The sequence below is a fragment of the Pseudoxanthomonas sp. Soil82 genome, assembly GCF_040446535.1.
Taxonomy (GTDB): domain Bacteria; phylum Pseudomonadota; class Gammaproteobacteria; order Xanthomonadales; family Xanthomonadaceae; genus Pseudoxanthomonas; species Pseudoxanthomonas kaohsiungensis.
Genome location: NZ_JBEAAK010000002.1, coordinates 702,106 through 722,460, shown reverse-complemented (window position 1 = coordinate 722,460; position 20,355 = coordinate 702,106). Strand labels below are relative to the sequence as shown.

General features: G+C 69.8%; 18 protein-coding genes. 14 read left to right on the top strand and 4 right to left on the bottom strand.

The genetic code is table 11. The features are described 5' to 3' along the window. Window positions 1-453 precede the first annotated feature (453 nt). Entirely contained in the window at window positions 454-2,502 is a 2,049-nt protein-coding gene (locus ABKA19_RS08780; protein WP_353688572.1) for an oxidoreductase, read from the bottom strand. A gap of 110 nt (window positions 2,503-2,612) precedes the next feature. Further along, complete coding sequence (locus ABKA19_RS08775) at window positions 2,613-3,632, bottom strand: zinc-binding alcohol dehydrogenase family protein (RefSeq protein ID WP_353688571.1); 1,020 nt, start codon at window positions 3,630-3,632, stop codon at window positions 2,613-2,615. Window positions 3,633-3,953: 321 nt separating this feature from the next. On the opposite strand from ABKA19_RS08775, the gene ABKA19_RS08770 reads away from it, so the two are divergent. The 4 genes from ABKA19_RS08770 (at window position 3,954) to ABKA19_RS08755 (ending at window position 6,954) form a co-directional block, all read left to right on the top strand. Then, window positions 3,954-5,036, top strand: a complete 1,083-nt coding sequence (locus ABKA19_RS08770) for an OmpA family protein (RefSeq protein ID WP_162376567.1) — start codon at window positions 3,954-3,956, stop codon at window positions 5,034-5,036. A 149-nt stretch (window positions 5,037-5,185) separates the two neighbouring features. Beyond that, window positions 5,186-5,698, top strand: a complete 513-nt coding sequence (locus tag ABKA19_RS08765) for a hypothetical protein (protein WP_162376568.1) — start codon at window positions 5,186-5,188, stop codon at window positions 5,696-5,698. A 71-nt stretch (window positions 5,699-5,769) separates the two neighbouring features. Next, window positions 5,770-6,513, top strand: a complete 744-nt coding sequence (locus ABKA19_RS08760; protein ID WP_353688570.1) for a pseudouridine synthase — start codon at window positions 5,770-5,772, stop codon at window positions 6,511-6,513. A gap of 150 nt (window positions 6,514-6,663) precedes the next feature. Next, complete coding sequence (locus tag ABKA19_RS08755) at window positions 6,664-6,954, top strand: hypothetical protein (RefSeq protein WP_353688569.1); 291 nt, start codon at window positions 6,664-6,666, stop codon at window positions 6,952-6,954. 31 nt (window positions 6,955-6,985) lie between these two features. Here ABKA19_RS08755 and kbl read toward each other — a convergent pair whose 3' ends face one another. Further along, entirely contained in the window at window positions 6,986-8,182 is a 1,197-nt protein-coding gene (gene kbl, locus ABKA19_RS08750) for a glycine C-acetyltransferase (protein WP_353688568.1), read from the bottom strand. Between kbl and ABKA19_RS08745 the strand changes: the two genes are divergently transcribed. From ABKA19_RS08745 to ABKA19_RS08715, 7 genes are all read left to right on the top strand, one after another. Further along, window positions 8,181-8,309 (top strand): hypothetical protein, encoded by a 129-nt coding sequence (locus ABKA19_RS08745; protein ID WP_353688567.1) that lies wholly within the window; start codon window positions 8,181-8,183, stop codon window positions 8,307-8,309. The genes kbl and ABKA19_RS08745 overlap by 2 nt on opposite strands. Before the next feature lie 57 nt (window positions 8,310-8,366). After that, window positions 8,367-9,821 (top strand): OprO/OprP family phosphate-selective porin, encoded by a 1,455-nt coding sequence (locus ABKA19_RS08740; protein WP_353688566.1) that lies wholly within the window; start codon window positions 8,367-8,369, stop codon window positions 9,819-9,821. Between the two features lie 32 nt (window positions 9,822-9,853). Continuing rightward, window positions 9,854-10,879, top strand: a complete 1,026-nt coding sequence (locus ABKA19_RS08735; protein ID WP_353688565.1) for a sulfate ABC transporter substrate-binding protein — start codon at window positions 9,854-9,856, stop codon at window positions 10,877-10,879. A 103-nt stretch (window positions 10,880-10,982) separates the two neighbouring features. Then, a complete protein-coding gene (cysT, locus tag ABKA19_RS08730; protein WP_502945753.1) occupies window positions 10,983-11,825 on the top strand; it encodes a sulfate ABC transporter permease subunit CysT in 843 nt (280 codons plus the stop codon). A 1-nt stretch (window position 11,826) separates the two neighbouring features. Next, a complete protein-coding gene (gene cysW, locus ABKA19_RS08725) occupies window positions 11,827-12,792 on the top strand; it encodes a sulfate ABC transporter permease subunit CysW (protein ID WP_502945747.1) in 966 nt (321 codons plus the stop codon). Window positions 12,793-12,801: 9 nt separating this feature from the next. After that, window positions 12,802-13,839, top strand: coding sequence for a sulfate/molybdate ABC transporter ATP-binding protein (locus ABKA19_RS08720; protein ID WP_353688564.1), 1,038 nt, complete (start codon window positions 12,802-12,804; stop codon window positions 13,837-13,839). Window positions 13,840-14,027: 188 nt separating this feature from the next. Further along, a complete protein-coding gene (locus ABKA19_RS08715) occupies window positions 14,028-14,729 on the top strand; it encodes a TorF family putative porin (protein WP_353688563.1) in 702 nt (233 codons plus the stop codon). Window positions 14,730-14,810: 81 nt separating this feature from the next. Here ABKA19_RS08715 and tdh read toward each other — a convergent pair whose 3' ends face one another. After that, on the bottom strand, window positions 14,811-15,845 hold the full coding sequence (gene tdh, locus ABKA19_RS08710) for an L-threonine 3-dehydrogenase (RefSeq protein ID WP_353688562.1): 1,035 nt from the start codon (window positions 15,843-15,845) through the stop codon (window positions 14,811-14,813). 214 nt (window positions 15,846-16,059) lie between these two features. On the opposite strand from tdh, the gene ABKA19_RS08705 reads away from it, so the two are divergent. The 3 genes from ABKA19_RS08705 to folC all read left to right on the top strand — a co-directional run bounded on the left by ABKA19_RS08705 (window position 16,060) and on the right by folC (window position 20,345). Next, on the top strand, window positions 16,060-18,225 hold the full coding sequence (locus ABKA19_RS08705; protein ID WP_353688561.1) for a S46 family peptidase: 2,166 nt from the start codon (window positions 16,060-16,062) through the stop codon (window positions 18,223-18,225). A gap of 167 nt (window positions 18,226-18,392) precedes the next feature. Continuing rightward, a complete protein-coding gene (locus ABKA19_RS08700) occupies window positions 18,393-19,037 on the top strand; it encodes a histidine phosphatase family protein (protein ID WP_162376578.1) in 645 nt (214 codons plus the stop codon). A gap of 24 nt (window positions 19,038-19,061) precedes the next feature. Further along, on the top strand, window positions 19,062-20,345 hold the full coding sequence (folC, locus tag ABKA19_RS08695; RefSeq protein ID WP_353688560.1) for a bifunctional tetrahydrofolate synthase/dihydrofolate synthase: 1,284 nt from the start codon (window positions 19,062-19,064) through the stop codon (window positions 20,343-20,345). Window positions 20,346-20,355: the final 10 nt, after the last annotated feature.

Here is a 20,355-nt window from a genome sequence, read left to right as displayed (position 1 = left end):
GCCGCGGGGCGTCATGGGGAGGCGGCCTTGGTGACCACGGGCCGCCCGGGTTGCCGGCGAATCTGGAGGCCGGCGGGCTCGCCGAAGAGGGCGGGCCGGGGAAGTGGCGCGCAAGATAGGTGGCGGTTTGCCAACCGAAACTGAACGGCCTCGCTTGACACCAGGGCTTGGCACGGGGTGTGAAACAGTGACCGGCGCACGGTTTTCTGGCGTATTAAGCAGCGTGAGCTGCGGGCGCTGGCGCGCTTTTGCCGGCCCGCAACGAAAGCCCGCGGAGTGTCGATGCAGGCCGGGCGCCCGGTTTCGTAGGCAATGCGCGTCGCTAGCGGGCGGTACAGCTGCGGTGCGCCGGGCCGACGCGCTAAGCAGTCGGGCCAGCCGCCAGGGGGCGGGAAGAGCGCGACGATCCCGGCGGAGCCTGGCGCACGGCTCGCCGGCGCTCCCTCCCGGCTCTCAGAGGCGGGCTGCCAGCCGGCTGCCCTGGTCGATGGCGCGCTTGGCATCCAGTTCGGCAGCCACGTCGGCGCCGCCGATCAGGTGCACCGGCGTGGACACGCCGGCCGCCTGCAGGGCCGCCTGCAGCTCGCGCTGCGGCTCCTGGCCGGCGCAGACCACCACGTTGCCGACCGGCAGCAGCTGCTCGCCGCCGTCGATGCGGATATGCAGGCCCTCGTCGTCCACGCCCAGGTACTCGACCCCGCCGAGCATCTTCACGCCCTTGGCCTTGAGCGTGGCGCGATGGATCCAGCCGGTGGTCTTGCCCAGGCGGGCGCCCGGGCGGCCGGGGCTGCGCTGCAGCAGCCACACTTCGCGCGCGGGGGGTTCCGGCTGCGGCCGCGCCAGGCCGCCGCGGCCATCGCTGTCGAGGTCCACGCCCCATTCGGCCCGCCAGCGGGCCGGGTCCAGGCTCGGGGAGGGACCTTCCTGGACCAGGAACTCGCCGACGTCGAAGCCGATGCCGCCGGCGCCGATGATCGCCACCCGGCCGGCGACCGCCACCCGGCCGGCGAGCACGTCGACGTAGCTGACCACCATTGGATGGTCGGCGCCGGGGAAGTCCACCCGGCGCGGGACGATGCCGGTGGCCAGCACGATCTCGTCGAAGCCGGCCAGGTCGGCGGCAGCGACGCGGGTGCCGAGGCGGACGTCGACTCCGGTCTCCTCGAGCCGGTGGCGGAAGTAGCGCAGCGTCTCATGGAACTCTTCCTTGCCCGGGATGCGCTTGGCCAGGTTGAACTGGCCGCCGGTCTCGCCGGCCGCGTCGAACAGGGTGACCGCGTGGCCGCGCTGGGCGGCCACGGTCGAGCAGGCCAGCCCGGCCGGGCCGGCACCGACCACGGCGATGCGCTTCCTCGCAGCGGCCGGCAGGTAGTTCAGCTCGGTCTCATGGCCGGCGCGCGGGTTGACCAGGCAACTGGCGACCTTGTTCTCGAACACGTGGTCCAGGCAGGCCTGGTTGCAGGCGATGCAGGTATTGATCGCATGGGCGCGGCCGGTGCGTGCCTTCTCCGGCCACTGCGGGTCGGCCAGCAACGGCCGGGCCAGCGACACCATGTCGGCCTGGCCGGCGGCGAGGATGTCCTCGGCCACCTGCGGCATGTTGATCCGGTTGACCGCCACCAGCGGCAGCGACACGTGCGGCTTCAGGCGCGCGGTGATCCCGGCGAAGGCGCCGCGCGGCACCGAGGTGGCGATGGTCGGCACCCGCGCCTCGTGCCAGCCGATGCCCGAGTTGATGATCGTCGCACCGGCCGCCTCGACCGCCCGGGCCTGGGCCACGATCTCGTCCCAGGCGTTGCCGTCCTCGACCAGGTCCAGCAGCGAGAGCCGGTAGACGAGGATGAAGTCCGGGCCGCAGGCCTCGCGGACCCGGCGCACGATCTCCACCGCGAAGCGCATGCGCCGCTCCGCGTCCCCGCCCCAGGCGTCTTCGCGGCGGTTGGTGCGCGGTGCGGTGAATTGGTTGATCAGGTAGCCCTCCGAGCCCATCACCTCCACGCCGTCGTAGCCGGCCTCGCGCGCGCGCGCGGCGGCGCTGGCGAAGGCCGCCACCTGGCGCTCGACGCCGCGCGCGGACAGGGCGCGCGGGGTGAAGGGATTGATCGGCGCCTTCAGCTTCGAGGGCGCCACCGACAGCGGGTGGTAGCCGTAGCGGCCGGCGTGCAGCAGCTGCAGGCAGATCTTCGCGCCGTGTTCGTGCACCGCCCGGGTGACCTGGCGGTGCGGTGCCACCTCCCACGGCCACGACAGCTTGCCGCCGAACGGCTTGAGCCAGCCGACCGTGTTCGGTGCGAAGCCGCCGGTGACGATCAGGCCGGCGCCGCCGGCGGCGCGCTCGGCGAAGTACGCTGCCAGCCGCGGGAAGTCGCGGGCGCGGTCCTCCAGGCCGGTGTGCATCGAGCCCATCAGCACCCGGTTGCGCAGGGTGGTGAAGCCCAGGTCCAGCGGTGCGAACAGGTGCGGATAGGGCGTGGCGGTGGCGGCGTGGGCGGTCGGCGTCATTGCGGATACGCTGGCGTACGGATGTCGCATCCTCCCGCCAAACGCGGATCGCGGCAAGCCTTGCGCCCGGTCGGCGGTCGAGCCGGACCGGCCGGTCCCGGGGCGGGGCGTCAGTCCCAGCCAGCCAGCGCCAGCTTGCCGATGGTGCTGCCCGATTCCATGCGCCGGTGCGCCTCGCGCAGGTTGGCGGCGTTGATCGGGCCCAGTACCTCGGTAAGGGTGGTCCGCAGCTCGCCCGCTTCCACCAGGCTGCCGACCCGCGACAGGATCTGGTGGTGGCGGATCATGTCGTCGGTGCGGAAGCGCGGCCGGGCGAACATGAATTCCCAGTGCATGCCAATGCACTTGGCCTTGTAGGGATCGCCGATGCGCAGGGCGCCGGCGGGTTCGACGATCAGGCCCAGGTGGCCCTGCGGCGCCAGGACCTCGCCCAGCACCTCCCAGTAACGGTCGGTGTCGGCCAGGTTGACCGCCGCGTCGACGTTGGCCAGTCCCAGCGCCTGCAATTGCGGCGCGAGCGGCTGCCGGTGGTCGATCACGTCGTGGGCCCCGAGCCGGCGGCACCAGTCGACCGTTTCCGGCCGCGAGGCGGTGGCGACCACGCGGAAGCCGGCGTGCCGGGCCAGCTGGATCGCGATCGAACCGACCCCGCCGGCGCCGCCGATGACCAGCAGGCTGCGGCGGTTGTCCTCGCTGTCGAAGTCGAACGGCATGCGTTCGAACAGCAGCTCCCAGGCGGTGATGGTGGTCAGCGGCAGGGCGGCGGCCTCGGCGAAGTCGAGCGTGGTGGGCTTGGGTCCGGCCAGGCGTTCGTCGACGAGGTGGTACTGCGCGTTGCAGCCCGGGCGGGTGACATCGCCGGCGTAGTAGACCTCGTCGCCGGGCTGGAACAGGGTCACCTCGCTGCCCACGGCCTCCACCACCCCCGCCGCGTCATAGCCGAGTACGCGCGGCATCGCCTCGACCTGGGGACGCGGGGCGCGCAGCTTGGCGTCCACGGGGTTCACCGACACCGCCTCGACCCGCACCAGCAGGTCGCGCGGGCTGGGCGTCGGGTCGGGCAGGGTGACGTCCTCCAGGGAGGCGGGGTCTTCGATGGGCAGGTAGCGGGTCAGGGCTACGGCTTTCATGCAGTCATCCCGGTGGGTGCCTGTCCAGTATGCCGCCGCCCCCGATCCGGGTCCCGGTCCTTTGGTCGGAGGGGTCGGTTGCCAACCACAAAACCGCTTGCGGAGCATTAAGGAATGGGTAAAAGTGCAACCGGATCGACGGTTTTCACATGTTATGGTACTGTTAACACCGTCTTCACCTGGTCCCGCCTAGGCTTTCGCGGGACGACGTGCAGAACGGCCGTCAGGGATGTCCGCCGAAAAAATTGAACACGTGGGCATCTGGTGTGACCTGAGGCAACAAGGTTTCTTCACCCCCGAATCAGCAAGGAGCTAGATGAGATGAACAAGAAACTTCTGACCGCAGCACTGCTTGGCGGCCTCGCCATGGCACAGGCTGCCTCCGCGCAGGAGTTCGACGACCGCTGGTACCTGACCGGTTCGGCGGGCTTCAACTTCCAGGATAGCGATCGCGGCACCGAAGACGTCCCCTTCCTGGGCCTGGGCCTGGGCAAGTTCGTCAGCCCCAACTGGTCGATCGACGGCGAGCTGAACTACCAGAACCCCGGTCTGAACAGCAACCGCCACCTGAACTGGAGCCAGTACGGCGTGTCGCTGGACTTCCGCCGCTTCTGGATCCAGGACGGCCGTGACTACAACCCGTACTTCCTGTTCGGCGTCGGCTACCAGCAGGCCGAGGAAGAGTGGGATGCGTTCCCGAACCCGGATTCGCCGCAGCAGCGCGAAGACGGCAACCTGGCCGCCAAGGTCGGCCTGGGTCTGCAGACCACCTTCGACCAGCGCGTGGCCGTGCGCGCCGAAGTCGCCTACCGCGCCGACTTCGACGACCGCAGCGTCAATGCCCCGACCGAAGACTGGTTCGGCGACATCCTCGCCTCGATCGGCGTGGTGATCCCGCTGGGCCCGCCGCCGGTCGCCCCGGCTCCGCCGGCTCCGGTCGCACCGAGCTGCGCCGACCTGGATGACGACGGCGACGGCGTCAACAACTGCGACGACAAGTGCCCCGACACCCAGGCCGGTACCGTCGTCGGTCCGGATGGCTGCCCGGTGCCGGTGTCGATCGACCTGAAGGGCGTGAACTTCGACTTCGACAAGGCGAACCTGCGTCCGGACGCCCTGGCCGTGCTCGGCGAGGCGACCGAGATTCTGCGTCGCTACCCGCAGATCCGCGTCGAAGTGGCTGGCCACACCGACCTGTGCGGTGCCGAGGACTACAACCAGAAGCTGTCCGAGCGTCGTGCCCAGGCCGTGTACGACTACCTGACCAGCAATGGCATCGAGTCCTCGCGCCTGGCCGGTCCGGTGGGCTACGGCGAGAGCCGTCCGCTGGAGCCGACCGCGCAGACGCTGCCGGGCTGCAAGAACGAGCGTAACCGCCGCACCGAGCTGAACGTCCAGAACTGACCGGACGCGAAGCGGTAACACCACAAGGCCCGGCGCGATGCCGGGCCTTGTTTTTTGTGCGCGCGTCGAGGGATTTGCGGGCGACCCGTCCTTGAATCGCCGGGACGCGCTGCCTACACTCGTGCGCACTGTTACGAGGGAGTCTTCCGATGCGCGCGTTCGTCGCTGCCGGCCTGTTCGGCCTTGCTTCCGTCCCGGCTGCCGCGATCGCCGCCGCCAACTGCACCGGTCCCACGGTGCAACCGCCGCTGCCCCTGCCGGCCACGGCCGTCGCTCCCGTCGCCGCCGAACTCGGCTCGCGCACTTCGCAGCTGGGCATGCCCAGTGGCGTGCTCGCCCCCGGCGGCGACAGCGCCCAGTCGCTGGACCGCGTCCTGCTGCGCCTGCGCATCGAGGGCTGCCGCAATGTCGCCAAGGCGTTGCCGGCCACCCCGGCCGCGGCCAACCCGAACGATCCGGCCGCCTACAAGCCCAAGACCGAGTTCGACAACACCCCTTGGCGCTTCGACATGACCCAGGGCGGCAAGCGCATGACCGCCGACGAGTTCGATGCCTGGATGAAGGCGCGTGGTGCGCGCGTGGCCACGGGCAAGCCCAAGCCCAACGGCGCGGCGCAGCCGGCCGCGGCCACGCCCCCGGCGACGCCGCCTAAGAAGGACTGATCCCAGGCATGGGCGGGAGGCCATCCCGTCCGCCGGCTCCGCCGACGCGCACCGCCGTTCCGACCGGCTCCGTGCGCCATGGCCTGGCACGGGTACTGTCCAAGGCCGGGCTGTGTTCGCGCACCGATGCGACGGCCTGGATACGCGATGGCCGCGTGCGCGTGGATGGGCGCATCGTCCGCGATCCCGAGTATCCGATCCACGATGGCATGCGCCGGGTCAGTATCGATGGCCTGGATCCGTCACCACCGCAGCGGCATTACCTGATGCTCAACAAGCCGCGCGGCCTCGTCACCACCGCGCGCGACGAGCGCGGTCGCGACACCGTGTACCGATGCCTCGATGGCGCGGGCCTGCCCTGGCTGGCGCCGGTCGGCCGCCTCGACAAGGCCAGCGAGGGCCTGCTGCTGTTCAGCAACGACCCGCAGTGGGCCGCGGCGATCCTGGATCCGGCCAGCGGTCCGGACAAGACCTACCACGTGCAGGTCGACCGGCTGCCCGACGAGGCGCTGCTATCGGCCTTGCGCCACGGCGCCGGCGACGGCGGCGAATGGCTGCGCGCGAAGTCCGTCGTCCCCTTGCGTAGCGGCGGGCGCAACGCGTGGCTGGAGATCGTGCTGGACGAAGGCCGCAACCGGCAGATCCGGCGGTTGCTGGAGGCCTTCGACGTCGGGGTGCTGCGCCTGGTCCGCGTGGCCATCGGCGGGGTGCCGCTGGGCACGCTGGGCAAGGGCCAGTGGCGCGCGCTGGACGCGCACGAGCGCGACGCGCTCGCGCGGGCCACGCCCGGCGTGCCGTCACGTGGACAGCGATGAGCTGGCTCCGGGCGCGCATGGCGGACGGTGCCGGAAGCGCGGGTGGGGGGAAGCGTCGCCCGCACCGCGTGCGCCATTTACGCACTGCGACACGGTTTGCGCGGCAGGGCCCTGCCTACACTGCGCGCGACCATTGCCCCGGGGGATTCCATGACGACTTCGCTGCGCCTGCTTCCTTTCGCGTGCCTGTTCGCCGGCGCGTTGCTGTTGTCGGCCTGCTCCGGTTCCCGGCAGCAGGCCAGGGCGGAGGCCGGGTCGCCGGCGGTGGTGGTCAAGGGTACCGATGCCAAGGCCTATCGCTTCGACATGACCCAGCGCGGCAAGAAGATGAGCGCCGACGATTTCGACGCGTGGATGAAGGCCAATGGCTTGCGCATCGCCAAGGGCCCGGACGCCAAGGGCGCCAAGTCCAAGTCCAAGGACAAGCGCAAGCGCGACTGACGGCGCCCGCCGCGTCCGCCGGGGGCTAGCCTCAGCGGATGACGCCCAGTTCGCGGCCGATGCGGGTGAACGCGTCGATCGCCTGGTCCAGGTGCCGGCGGGTGTGGGCCGCGCTCATCTGCGTGCGGATCCGGGCCTGGCCCTGCGGCACCACCGGGAAGAAGAACCCGATCGCGTAGATGCCTTCTTCCAGCAGCCGCTGGGCGAACCTCTGCGCCAGCGGCGCGTCGTAAAGCATCACCGGGCAGATCGGGTGGGTGCCGGGCTTGATGTCGAAGCCGGCCGCCGCCATGCGCTCGCGGAAGTAGGTGGTGTTCTCCTGCAGGCGGACGCGCAGGTCGCCGGCCGAAGCCAGCATGTCGAAGGCCTTGATGCCCGCGGCGACCACGTGCGGCGGCAGCGAGTTGGAGAACAGGTACGGGCGCGAGCGCTGGCGCAGCAGTTCGATGACCTCCGCCCGCGCGGTGGTGAAGCCGCCCAGCGCGCCGCCCATCGCCTTGCCGAGGGTGCCGGTGAAGATGTCGATCCGGTCCATCACGCCCTTGACCTCGGCCGAGCCGCGGCCGGTCGCGCCGAGGAAGCCGGTGGCGTGGCACTCGTCGATATGGACCAGGGCGTCGTACTTCTTCGCCAGCGCGGTGATCTGGTCGAGCGGGGCGATGAAGCCGTCCATCGAGAACACGCCGTCGGTGGTGACCAGGATCGTGCGCGCGCCATCGGCGCGGGCCTGCTGCAGCTGCTTCTCCAGGTCGGCCATGTCGCAGTTGGCGTAGCGGTAGCGCCTGGCCTTGCACAGGCGCACGCCGTCGATGATCGAGGCATGGTTGAGCGCGTCGGAGATGATCGCGTCGTGCTCGTCCAGCAGCGGTTCGAACAGGCCGCCGTTGGCATCGAAGCAGGCCGCGTACAGGATCGTGTCCTGGGTGCCGAAGAACCCGGCGATGGTCTGTTCGAGCTGCTTGTGCAGGTCCTGGGTACCGCAGATGAAGCGCACCGACGCCATGCCGAAGCCGTGGCTGTCCAGCGCGTCCTTGGCGGCGGCGATCACCTCCGGGTGGTCGGCCAGGCCCAGGTAGTTGTTGGCGCAGAAGTTCAGCACCTTGCGACCATCGGCCAGTTCAATCTCCGCCGACTGCGGGCTGGTGATGATCCGCTCGGACTTGAACAGGCCCTGTTCGCGCAGGCCCTCCAGCTGGCTGGCGTAGCGGGCGAGGGCGGCGTCGGACATGGCGCAAATCCTTTTTCTGGCAAGGGTCGGGCGGAGCAGGCGCGGCATTTTACCCGGCCGCCGCGAGGCCGGCCGGCTCATGCGCATCGGCTATATCGACGACCTCCTTATTCATTTCCCGCATTGAACCTGAATAGGGACTATCTCCCCACCGGCCAGCCGGCCATGACGACGGGGACAGCTCATGCAGCAGCGACAAGCGGGCGACAGGCGTGGTGCCGGCGGGAGGCCGGGATTCTGGCTGACCGGGGCGCTGGCCTGTTCGCTGGCCGCGCCTGCGCTGGCCCAGCACAAGCCGACGGTGGAGGAGCTGCAGAAGCGCCTGGAGGCGCTGGAGCAGCGCTACGGCGCCGCCGAGCAGACCACCGCCGATGGCCAGGTCTTGGACGTGGCGGCACTCGACCAGCGCCTGCGCGTGCTGGAGCGCAATCTGGAACTGCAGGAAGAAGCGCGCGTGGCCAGGGAGAAGGAGGCCGCGGTGGTGGCGGTCAACGACAGGGGCGCCTCGTTCAAGTCGGCCAATGGCGACTACGAGGTCAAGATCCGCGGCCTGATCCAGGGCGACGGGCGCTTCTTCACCGGCGGCGAGCCGGCCGGCACCTACGACACCTTCCTGCTGCGCACCGCGCGGCCGACCATCGAAGGCACGCTGGGCAAGTGGATCGGCTACCGGTTCACCCCGGAGTTCGCCGGAGACAGCGCGAGCATCGTCGATGTCTATGCGGACCTGAAGTTCTCGCCGGCGGCCACGGTGCGGGTCGGCAAGTTCACCTCGCCGGTCGGACTGGAGCGGCTGGAGTCCTCTTCGGCGCTGTCGGCGATCGAGCGCGCGCTGCCCAGCGAACTGGCGCCCAACCGCGACATCGGCGTGCAGCTGCAGGGCGAGGTGGCCAAGGGCAAGCTGAGTTACGGCATCGGCGTGTTCAACGGCACCGTGGATGGGCGCGATGCGATCACCAGCAACCCGGACAACGAGTTCGAATACGCCGGCCGCCTGTTCTTCGAACCGTTCAAGAACGACGCCAGCTTCTGGTCGGGCCTGGGCTTCGGTATCGGCGGCAGCGTCGGTGATACCGAGGGCACCGGCAACAACTTCCTGCCGCGCTACCGCACGCCGGGCCAGGTGCAGTTCTTCAACTACCACGCCGCGGTGGCTGCCGATGGCCGCCGCACCCGCTGGTCGCCGCAGGGCTACTTCTACCGCAACGCCTTCGGCCTGCTGGCCGAGTACATCGAGACGACGCAGGAGCTGCGCGTGGGCGCCACCCGGGCCGAGCTGGAAAACAACGCCTGGCAGGCCACCGTCAGCTGGGTGCTGACCGGCGAGGACGCCAGCTACCGCGGCGTGGCCAAGCCTTCCAGTCCCTTCAGCCCGGGCAAGGGCGGCTGGGGCGCCTGGGAACTGGTCGGTCGCTACGGCGAGCTGGACGTGGATGAGGGTGCCTTCCCGCTGTTCGCCGACCCGGCCGTGGCCGCGCGCAGCGCGCAGTCCTGGACGGTGGGCGTCAACTGGTACCTCACCAGCAACCTGAAGCTGATCGCCAACTACCTGCAGACCCGCTTCGATGGCGGTGCCGCCGCCGGCGCCGACCGCGAGGATGAGAAGGCGGTGTTCACCCGGCTGCAGGTCGCGTTCTGACCTGCACCCCCACGACAACCGGAGCGATGCACATGAAGACTCAAAACCGCCGCAGGACCGGGCTGCGCCTGGCCGCGGCCGCCTTCGGGCTGGTGCTGGCGATGGGCGCGGCGGCCAAGGATGCGCAGCTGCTCAACGTCTCCTACGATCCCACCCGCGAGCTGTACCGCGACTTCAACGACGCCTTCGCCAGGCACTGGCAGGCGTCCAAGGGCCAGAAGGTCGCCATCGAGACCTCGCACGGCGGCTCGGGCAAGCAGGCACGCGCGGTGATCGACGGCCTGGAGGCCGACGTGGTCACGCTGGCGCTGGCCTATGACATCGACTCGATCGCCGAGCGCGCCAGGCTGTTCCCGGCCAACTGGCAGAAGCGCCTGCCCGACAACAGCGCGCCGTACACCTCCACGATCGTGTTCCTGGTGCGCAAGGGCAACCCGAAGGGCATCCGCGATTGGCCCGACCTGCTCAAGTCCGGCGTGTCGGTGATCACGCCGAACCCGAAGACCTCCGGTGGCGCGCGCTGGAACTACCTGGCTGCCTGGGCGTACGGGCTGAAGATCTTCAGGGGCGACGAGGCCAAGACCCGCAACTTCGTGGCCGCGCTGTTCCGCAACGTGCCCGTGCTCGACACCGGTGCGCGCGGTTCCACCACCACCTTCGTCCAGCGCGGTATCGGCGACGTGCTGCTGGCCTGGGAGAACGAGGCGTTCCTGTCGATCGAGGAACTGGGTCCGGACAAGTTCGACATCGTGGTCCCCTCGCTTTCGATCCTGGCCGAGCCGCCGGTGGCGCTGGTCGACAGGAACGTGGACAAGCATGGCACCCGCGAGGTCGCCCAGGCCTACCTGCAGCACTTGTATTCGCCCGAGGGCCAGCGCATCGCGGCCAGGCACTACTACCGCCCGCGCCATCCGCAGCACGCCGATCCGGCCGACGTCGCACGCTTCCCCAAGGTCGAGCTGGTGACGATCGAAGGCGTGTTCGGCTCGTGGGCCGCCGCGCAGAAGAAGCACTTCGCCGACGGTGGCGAATTCGACCAGATCCAGGCCAAGAAGTGATCCAGCCGATCGAGCCCCGCACCGACGTGACCGACCGGGGCGCGCGGTGATGCCCGCGATACGAGCCGGTGTGTCGTCGCCATCCACGCCGCCTGCGCGCGGCGTGTCCGTGGGCGGACGCAGGCGCCGGGTGATCCCCGGTTTCGGCCTGAGCCTGGGCTACACGATGGCCTGGCTGGGCCTGATCGTGCTGGTTCCCCTGGTGGGCCTGTTCGTGCATTCGGCGCAGCTGGGGCTGGACGGGCTGTGGCGGATCTGGACCGAGCCGCGCGTGCTGGCCGCGTTGCGGATCAGCTTCGGCACCGCGCTGGCGGCGGCGGCGTTCAACGCGGTGATGGGCACGCTGGTCGCCTGGGTGTTCGTGCGCTACCGCTTCCCGGGCCGGCGCCTGTTCGACGCGATGATCGACCTGCCGTTCGCCTTGCCGACCGCGGTGGCCGGCATCGCCCTGACCGCGCTCTACGGGCCCAACGGCTGGCTCGGGCGCTGGCTGGAAGCTATCGGCATCCAGGTCGCCTACACGCCGCTGGGCATCACCGTGGCCCTGGTGTTCATCGGCCTGCCGTTCGTGGTGCGGGTGGTGCAGCCGGTGCTGGCCGAGGTCGAGCGCGAGCTGGAGGAAGCGGCCGCCACGCTCGGCGCCGCCCGCTGGCAGATCGTGCGCCGGGTGGTGCTGCCGGCGCTGTGGCCGGCGGTGCTGGCCGGGTTCGCGCTGGCCTTCGCGCGCGGCGTGGGCGAGTACGGCTCGGTGATCTTCATCGCCGGCAACATCCCGCAGGTGTCGGAGATCGCGCCGCTGCTGATCACGATCAAGCTGGAGGAGTTCGACTATGCCGGCGCCACCGCGATCGCCGCGGCGATGCTGCTGCTGTCGTTCGCGCTGCTGCTGGTGATCAACAGCCTGCAGTCGCGGCTGGCGCGCGGCGAGCGCAGGGGAGGCGGCTGACATGGGTGATACATCGGGTGCAGGCCTTGCCGTGGATGCAGCTGGGTCGGTGGCGCAGCGCGCGCGCGAACGCAGTCGGTCCCGTTCGGCCTCCCCGACCACCGAGCCTCGCTGGGTGCAGTGGGTGCTGATCGCCGGTGCGCTGCTGTTCCTGCTCTCGTTCCTGCTGCTGCCGCTGGTGCTGGTGTTCGCCGAAGCGCTGCGCGGGGGCGCGCACGCCTTCGTCCAGGCGGTCACCGAGCCCGATGCACTGGCGGCGATCAAACTGACCTTGCTGGTCACCGCGATCGTGCTGCCGCTCAACCTGGTGTTCGGCGTGGCCGCGGCGTGGCTGGTCTCCAAGCACGAGTTCCCCGGCAAGCGCTGGCTGGTCACGCTGATCGACCTGCCGTTCGCGGTGTCGCCGGTGGTGGCCGGCCTGGTGTTCGTGCTGATCTTTGGCGCCCAGGGCTGGGCCTATCCGCTGATCGATGAAGGCTGGCGCTTCACCGTGCCGCTGTGGGGCGAGGTCCACCTGCAGCTGCCGAAGATCATCTTCGGGCTCCCCGGCATCGTACTGGCGACGATCTTCGTCACATTCCCGTTCATCGCCCGCGAACTGATGCCGTTGATGGAGCAGCAGGGCGCCGACGAGGAGCTGGCGGCGCTGAGCCTGGGAGCCAGCGGCTGGCAGACGTTCTGGCGGGTCACCCTGCCCAACATCCGCTGGGCGCTGCTGTACGGCGTGCTGCTGTGCGGGGCGCGGGCGATGGGCGAGTTCGGCGCGGTATCGGTGGTGTCGGGGCACATCCGCGGGCGCACCAACACGCTGCCGCTGCACGTGGAGATCCTCTACAACGAATACGCCTACAGCGCCGCGTTCGCCGCCGCCTCGCTGCTGGCGTTGAGCGCACTGGTCACGCTGGTGCTGAAGACCTGGCTGGAATGGCGCCACGGCGAGTCGCTGGCCGCCAACCACCGCCACTGAGGAACCGACATGGGCATCAGGATCGAACACCTGGAAAAGAAATTCGGCGCGTTCGCTGCGCTGGACGACATCAGCCTGGACATCCGCGAGGGCGAGTTGCTGGCGCTGCTCGGTCCGTCCGGCTCGGGCAAGACCACCTTGCTGCGCGTCATCGCCGGGTTGGAGCACGCCGACCGGGGCCGGGTGCTGTTCGGGGGCGAGGACGCCACGCAGCTGAGCGTGCAGGAGCGCCGGGTCGGCTTCGTATTCCAGCACTACGCGCTGTTCCGCCACCTCACCGTCGCCGACAACATCGCCTTCGGGCTGAAGGTGCGTCGAGGCCGCAATCGCTGGCCTGCATCGAAGATCGCCGGCCGCGTCGAAGAGCTGCTGTCGCTGGTCCAGCTGCAGGGCCTCGCTGGGCGCTATCCGGCGCAGCTGTCGGGCGGGCAGCGCCAGCGCGTGGCGCTGGCGCGCGCGTTGGCCATCGAGCCGCGCGTGCTGCTGCTGGACGAGCCGTTCGGTGCGCTGGACGCGCAGGTGCGGCGCGACCTGCGTGGCTGGTTGCGCCAGCTGCACGAGCAGACCGGCCTGACCACCGTGTTCGTCACCCACGACCAGGAGGAGGCGCTGGAACTGGCCGACCGGGTCGCCATCCTCAACGGCGGGCGCATCGAACAGCTGGCCACCCCGGCCGATGCCTACGACCTGCCGGCCACGCCGTTCGTGTATTCGTTCGTCGGCGCGGTCAACCGCCTGCGCGGTCGCCGCAGCGGTGACCGGATTGAAGTGGCGGGCCTTGCGTTGCCGGCGACCGCAGGTTCATCCGGCGACGGCGAGCTGGACCTCTACGTGCGGCCGGAAGACCTCCGCGTGGGCGAGGGCGGCTGGGAAGCGACCGTCGTGGGCAGCCAGCGCAGCGGCCCGCGGGTACGGTTGCGCGCGCAACTGCATGGCGTGGACGAACAAGTGGAGCTGGAGCTGCCGGTGGACGCGGCCGCCGCGCATCCGCCGGGCAGCCGGGTTGGCTTGCTGCCGGCGCGGTACGGCGCGTTTCCAGCGGCGTGAGCTGTCTGATTCCCTGTCCTGCGATGTCCATTCCGGACAGCGAAGGACGCATGCGTTCCGGGACTTGACGTCGGTAATGTTGCATCGCAATATCGGGCCGGTTAATTATTTGTGAAGCCGTGCGCACGTTCGCGGAAACGCACACGGTCCCGCCCGCCGCAGCAGCCCCCACCGACAGGAGATCCAGGATGAAGCCGTCCAAGCTCGCCGCTTCGCTCGCCGTTGTGCTGTCCGCCGTACCGTTCGCTTCGTTCGCGCAGGACGCCGAGGAAGAATCCTCGCCGTTCACCTGGTCTGTTTCCGCGGTCTCCGATTACGTCTGGCGCGGCGTCTCGCAGACCAACGAAGATCCCACTGCCCAGGCCGGCCTGACCTATTCGCACGACTCCGGGTTCTATGCCGGTGTCTGGGGTTCGGGCGTGGACTTCGGCCCGGGCGACCCGAGCGTCGAGGTCGACGGCTTCGTCGGCTACAACACCGACTTCAGCGATTCGGTCAATTTCGACGTGATGATCAACCGCTACATGTACCCCGATGCCGGCGGCCTGAACTTCAACGAGCTGATCACCAAATTCACCTTCATCGACACCTATAGCCTGCTGGTCGCCTACAGCGACGACTTCGGCGGCACCGACGAGGACGCGTGGTACTTCAACGCCGGTGGCAGCTGGGAGTTGCCGCACGAGTTCGGCCTCAGCGCGGGCGTCGGCTACAACATGACCGATGACGCGCTGGGCGACGACTACCTCGACTGGAACATCGGCGTCAGCCGCAGCTGGGGCCTGTTCACCGCTGGCCTGTCGTACGTGGGCACCGATGGCAGCGGGACCGACCTGTTCGGCGACCTTGCCGACGACCGCGTCGTGCTGACCCTTACGGTAGGCAACTGAGCGATCGCCGGAGCGGTAGTCCGGATGAAGAAAAAGGCGCCGGAGGGCGCCTTTTTCTTTGCCTGCAGCGCAGGGGGCAGGTCAGTTCCAGCTCAGCACGACCTTGCCGGCCTTGCCCTGTTCCATCAGGTCGAAGCCCTGCTGGAATTCGTCGATCGACAGCTGGTGGGTGAGTACCTTGCCCAGCGGGAAGCCGGACAGCACCAGCTGGGTCATCTTGTACCAGGTCTCGTACATCTTGCGGCCGTAGATGCCCTGCACGGTGAGGCCCTTGAAGATGATCTTGTCCCAGTCGCAGCCGGCGCCCTTGGGCATGATCCCGAGCATGGCGATCTTGCCGCCGTGGTACATGCAGTCGAGCATGTCGTTGAACGCGCGCGGGTTGCCGCTCATCTCCAGGCCGACGTCGAAGCCCTCCATATGCAGGTCGTTCATCACGTCCTTGAGCGACTGGTTGGCGACGTTGACCACGCGGGTGGCGCCCATGTCGGCGGCCAGCTTCAGGCGGAAATCGTTGACGTCGGTGACGACCACGTTGCGGGCGCCGATGTGCTTGCAGATGCCCGCGGCGATGATCCCGATCGGGCCGGCGCCGGTGATCAGCACGTCCTCGCCGACCACGTCGAACTCCAGCGCGCAGTGCGCGGCGTTGCCGTAGGGGTCGAAGAACGCGGCCAGCTCCGACGGGATCGGGTCGGGGATCGGCCACAGGTTGGAGGCCGGCATCACGATGTACTCGGCGAAGGCGCCGTCGCGGTTGACGCCGATGCCCACGGTCTTCGGGCACAGGTGCGGGCGGCCGCCGCGGCAGTTGCGGCAGTGGCCGCAGACGATGTGGCCTTCTGCCGACACGCGCTGGCCGACCTTGTAGCCGGACACGCCCGGTCCCAGCTCGGCGACGCGGCCGACGAACTCGTGGCCGATCACCAGGCCCGGCTTGATCGTGCGCTGGCTCCATTCGTCCCACAGGTAGATGTGCAGGTCGGTGCCGCAGATGGCGGTCTTCTCGACCTTGATCAGGACCTCGTTCGGGCCGGGTGCCGGGACCGGCACTTCTTCCAGCCAGATGCCCTTGGCGGCTTCGCGCTTGACCAGCGCCTTCATGGTACGGGCCATCGTCGGGAACCTCGGCAGGGAAAGAGCGACATTATAGGTTGCGGGGGAAACCACCGCCCGGGGTCCGAGTGCCTTTTCCCCCGCATGACCTGAAGCCTGACTCCTTCCGCGGGAAAAGGCACTCTGACCCCTTCCGCCCCCTGCCGAAGGTCATGGACCGGCGCGGCGGGCGCCGCCGCTAGAATCGGGAATCCTTTCAAGTGGAACCGTCCAGATGCGCCTTCGCCTGCTCACCGCTTCCGTCCTGGCCGCGCTCGCCGCCGCCCCTGCCGCCCTGGCGGGCGAGGGCATGTGGGTCCCGCAGCAGTTGCCGGAGATCGCCGGGCCGCTGAAGGATGCCGGGCTGAAGCTGTCCCCGCAGCAGCTGGCCGACCTGACCGGCGATCCCATGGGCGCGGTGGTGGCGCTGGGCGGCTGCACTGCCAGCTTCGTTTCCCCCGAGGGCCTGGTGGTGACCAACCACCACTGCGCCTATGGCGCGATCCAGCTGAATTCGACGCCCGCGAACAACCTGATCCGCAACGGCTTCAATGCCCCGACCCCCGCTGACGAAGTCAGCGCCGGGCCGAATGCGCGCGTGTTCGTGCTCGACGAGATCACCGACGTGACCCGCGAGGCGCAGGCGGCGATCGCGGCGGCCGGCGACGACGCGCTGGGCCGGACGAAGGCTCTGGAAGCCTTCGAGAAGAAGCTCATCGCCGATTGCGAAGCCGACGCCGGCTTCCGCTGCCGGCTGTACAGCTTCTCCGGCGGCAACGCCTACCGGCTGTTCAAGAACCTGGAGATCCGCGACGTGCGCCTGGCCTATGCGCCCCCGGGCAGCGTCGGCAAGTTCGGCGGCGACATCGACAACTGGATGTGGCCGCGCCACACCGGCGATTTCGCCTTCTACCGCGCCTACGTCGGCAAGGACGGCAAGCCGGCTGCGTACTCGCCCGACAACGTCCCGTTCAAGCCCAAGCGCTGGCTGAAGATCGCCGACAAGCCGCTGGGCGAGGGCGACTTCGTCATGGTCGCCGGCTACCCGGGTTCGACCAACCGCTACGCGCTGGCGGCCGAGTTCGACAACACCGCGCAATGGACCTACCCGACCATCGCCCGCCACTACAAGAACCAGATCGCCCTGGTCGAGGCGGCCGGCAAGAAGGATCCGGAGGTCCAGGTCCGCTACGCCAACACCATGGCCAGCTGGAACAACACCAGCAAGAACTACGAGGGCCAGCTGGAAGGCTTCAAGCGCATCGACGCGGCCGGGCAGAAGCGCGCCGAGGAAGCGGCGGTGCTGGCGTGGCTGAAGGGGCAGGGGGCCAAGGGCTCCGCGGCGCTCGACGCGCACGCACAGCTGATCGCGCTGCTGGAGCAGGCCAAGGCCACGCGCGAACGCGACCTGACCCTGGCCATGTTCAACAACACCGCCATGCTCGGCGCTGCCACCCAGCTGTACCGGCTGTCGATCGAGCGGCAGAAGCCCGATGCCGAACGCGAATCGGGCTACCAGGATCGCGACCTGGCCGCGATCGAGGGTGGGCTCAAGCAGCTCGAGCGCCGCTACGTGCCGGCGATGGACCGCCAGCTGCAGGAGTACTGGCTCAACGAGTACCTCAAGCTGCCTGCCGGCCAGCGCGTGGCCGCGGTGGACCAGTGGCTGGGCGGCAACGACGCGGCGGCGGTAAAGCGCGCGCTCGATCGCCTGGCCGGCACCAAGCTGGGCGGCACCGGGGAGCGCCTGAAGTGGTTCGGCGCCGACCGCGCCGCGTTCGAGGCCAGCACCGATCCGGCGATCCAGTACGCGGTGGCGGTGATGCCCACGCTGCTCAAGCTTGAGCAGGAGCGCAAGACTCGCGCCGGCGAGAACCTGGCCGCGCGTCCGGTCTACCTGCAGGCGCTGGCCGACTACAAGAAGAGTCAGGGCGAGTTCGTGTATCCGGACGCCAACCTGTCGCTGCGCATCACCTTCGGCAACGTGAAGGGCTACGTGCCGCGCGACGGCGTCAAGTACACGCCGTTCACCACGCTGGAGGGCGTGGTCGCCAAGGAGACCGGGGCCGATCCGTTCGACTCGCCCAAGGCACTGCTCGACGCGGTGGCCGCCGGGCGCCATGGCGGGCTCGCCGACGAGCGCCTGGGCTCGGTGCCCGTGAACTTCCTTTCCGACCTGGACATCACCGGCGGCAACTCCGGTTCGCCGGTGCTCGACGCGCACGGGCGCCTGGTCGGCCTGGCGTTCGATGGCAACTGGGAGTCGGTGGCGTCGAACTGGGTGTTCGACCCGACGATGACGCGCATGATCTCGGTCGACCAGCGCTACATGCGCTGGATCATGCAGGAGGTCTTCCCGGCGCCGCAGCTGCTGGAGGAAATGAACGTCGCGCCGCGCTGATCGCGCCGCGGGATCCATGGGAGGGCGCCGGCCGTTGCCGGCGCCTTTTCCGTTATCGGGAACGGACGCGCGGATGCATGTGCGATGGCGGTCCGGCCGGCCGCCGGCGGGTTATCATTCGCACCCCCGCGCCGCCCGGCGCGGGAGACCGCCACACCGGGGACCCCATGCGAATCCTGCTTGCCCGTCACGGAGAGACGCCGTGGAACGCCGAAGGCCGTTACCAGGGCCAGATCGACATTCCGCTTTCGCCGGTGGGCGAGGCGCAGGCACGCGCCCTGGGCGAGCGCCTGCGCGAGGTTCCGATCACCCGTGCGGTGGCCTCGCCGCTGTCGCGGGCGCGGCGCACCGCCGAACTGGCGCTGGGCGAGCAGCGCGCGTCGATGCTGCAGCTGGAGCCGGAGGTGCAGGAAATCGCCCACGGCGAGTGGGAAGGCCTGCTGGCCAGCGAGATCGGCGAGAAGGATCCGGCGCGCCTGCGCGCCTGGCGCGAGGAGCCGGATACCGTGCTGATGCCCGGCGGCGAATCGCTGCGCCAGGTGCTGGACCGTTCCTGGCGCGGCCTGGCCCGCGCCACCGAGGGCCTGGCCGACGACGACACCCTGCTGGTGGTCGCGCACGACGCGGTCAACCGGGTCGTGCTGTGCCGGATCCTGGGCCTGCCGATCGGCAAGCTGTGGACCTTCCGCCAGGCCCCGACCACGCTCAACCTGCTCGAAGGTCCCGACCTGGAGAGCCTGGAAGTGGTGCGCCTGAACGACTGCGCGCACCACACCCCGTTCTTCGGCGAGGCCAAGCACCGGGCGCTGTGAGCGCAGGCACGCGGAGCCCCGGCCATGGTTGACGCGCCGACGACCGCAGCGGGCCTGGACGCCTGGCTCGCCTACATCGAATCACGGCATCCGCGCTCCATCGAGCTGGGGCTGGAGCGCGTGCGGGAAGTCGCGACGCGCATGGCGCTCGGCCGTCCCGCCGCGCAGGTGGTCACCGTCGCCGGCACCAACGGCAAGGGCTCGACGGTCGCGTTCGTCGAGGCCATCGCTCGCGCCGGCGGCTGGAAGGTCGGGGCCTACACCTCGCCGCACCTGCTGCGCTACAACGAGCGCGTGCGGATCGATGGCGAAGAAGCATCCGACCAGTCGCTGGTCGCGGCCTTCGCCGCGGTCGAGGCGTCGCGCGGCGACACCCCGCTGACCTATTTCGAGTACGGCACGCTGGCGGCGCTGTGGCTGTTCGGCCGCTCCGCGCTGGACCTGGCGGTGCTGGAGGTCGGCCTGGGCGGGCGGCTGGACGCGGTCAACATCGTCGATGCGGACGTGGCCGTGGTCACCACCGTCGATATCGACCACACCGACTGGCTCGGCAGCGACCGCGAGGCGATCGGCCGGGAAAAGGCCGGTATCGCCCGCGCATGGAAGCCGCTGGTACTGGGCGAGGTCGATCCGCCGTCCAGCGTGCTGCGCCATGCCTACGCGATCGGCGCCAACGCGATCCGGCTGGGCAGCGATTTCTTCCACGAGCCGGTCGACGCCGCGCACTGGCGCTGGCGCGAAGTCGGCGCCGAACTGGTTCTTCCCCATCCGCGCCTGGACGCACCGGCACAACGGGCCAACGCCGCCACCGCGATCGCCGCGCTGCGCGCATTGCCGCGCGCGCTGTCGTCGCATGCCTGGGCCGAGGGCGTGGCCGGCGCACGCCTGGCCGGGCGCCTGCAACGCTTCGAACGTGATGGCGTCGAGGTGGTGGTCGATGTCGCCCACAACGCACAGGCCGCGCGCGGGCTGGCGGCCTGGCTGCTGGCACAGCCAGGTGCGCGCACGACGCGGGCGGTGTTCGCGGCTCTGGCCGACAAGGACGCGGCGGCGATGGTGGACGCGCTCGCCGGCTCCGTGGCGGGCTGGCACCTGGCCGGCCTGGACGGCGTGGCGCGCGGCCAGGACGTGGAGGCGTTCGCGGCGCGGCTGTCGTCGACCGCCGCGGCCACGGCCAGCCGTGATGCACGGGTGGCCGATGCCCTGGCGCGTGCGCTGGCCGCCGCGGCGCCGGGCGACCGGGTGCTGGTGTTCGGTTCGTTCCATACCGCGGCCGCCGCGCTGGCGGCACGGCATTCAGCGGCCTGACGGCGCGACC

Bases quoted from the DNA above. Each gene is read 5' to 3' on its own strand.
- ABKA19_RS08780 (WP_353688572.1), bottom strand. From the start codon at position 2,502: ATGACGCCGACCGCCCACGCCGCCACCGCCACGCCCTATCCGCACCTG.
- ABKA19_RS08775 (WP_353688571.1), bottom strand. From the start codon at position 3,632: ATGAAAGCCGTAGCCCTGACCCGCTACCTGCCCATCGAAGACCCCGCC.
- ABKA19_RS08770 (WP_162376567.1), top strand. From the start codon at position 3,954: ATGAACAAGAAACTTCTGACCGCAGCACTGCTTGGCGGCCTCGCCATG.
- ABKA19_RS08765 (WP_162376568.1), top strand. From the start codon at position 5,186: ATGCGCGCGTTCGTCGCTGCCGGCCTGTTCGGCCTTGCTTCCGTCCCG.
- ABKA19_RS08755 (WP_353688569.1), top strand. From the start codon at position 6,664: ATGACGACTTCGCTGCGCCTGCTTCCTTTCGCGTGCCTGTTCGCCGGC.
- ABKA19_RS08745 (WP_353688567.1), top strand. From the start codon at position 8,181: ATGGCGCAAATCCTTTTTCTGGCAAGGGTCGGGCGGAGCAGGCGCGGC.
- kbl (WP_353688568.1), bottom strand. From the start codon at position 8,182: ATGTCCGACGCCGCCCTCGCCCGCTACGCCAGCCAGCTGGAGGGCCTG.
- ABKA19_RS08740 (WP_353688566.1), top strand. From the start codon at position 8,367: ATGCAGCAGCGACAAGCGGGCGACAGGCGTGGTGCCGGCGGGAGGCCG.
- ABKA19_RS08735 (WP_353688565.1), top strand. From the start codon at position 9,854: ATGAAGACTCAAAACCGCCGCAGGACCGGGCTGCGCCTGGCCGCGGCC.
- cysW (WP_502945747.1), top strand. From the start codon at position 11,827: ATGGGTGATACATCGGGTGCAGGCCTTGCCGTGGATGCAGCTGGGTCG.
- ABKA19_RS08720 (WP_353688564.1), top strand. From the start codon at position 12,802: ATGGGCATCAGGATCGAACACCTGGAAAAGAAATTCGGCGCGTTCGCT.
- ABKA19_RS08715 (WP_353688563.1), top strand. From the start codon at position 14,028: ATGAAGCCGTCCAAGCTCGCCGCTTCGCTCGCCGTTGTGCTGTCCGCC.
- tdh (WP_353688562.1), bottom strand. From the start codon at position 15,845: ATGGCCCGTACCATGAAGGCGCTGGTCAAGCGCGAAGCCGCCAAGGGC.
- ABKA19_RS08705 (WP_353688561.1), top strand. From the start codon at position 16,060: ATGCGCCTTCGCCTGCTCACCGCTTCCGTCCTGGCCGCGCTCGCCGCC.
- ABKA19_RS08700 (WP_162376578.1), top strand. From the start codon at position 18,393: ATGCGAATCCTGCTTGCCCGTCACGGAGAGACGCCGTGGAACGCCGAA.
- folC (WP_353688560.1), top strand. From the start codon at position 19,062: ATGGTTGACGCGCCGACGACCGCAGCGGGCCTGGACGCCTGGCTCGCC.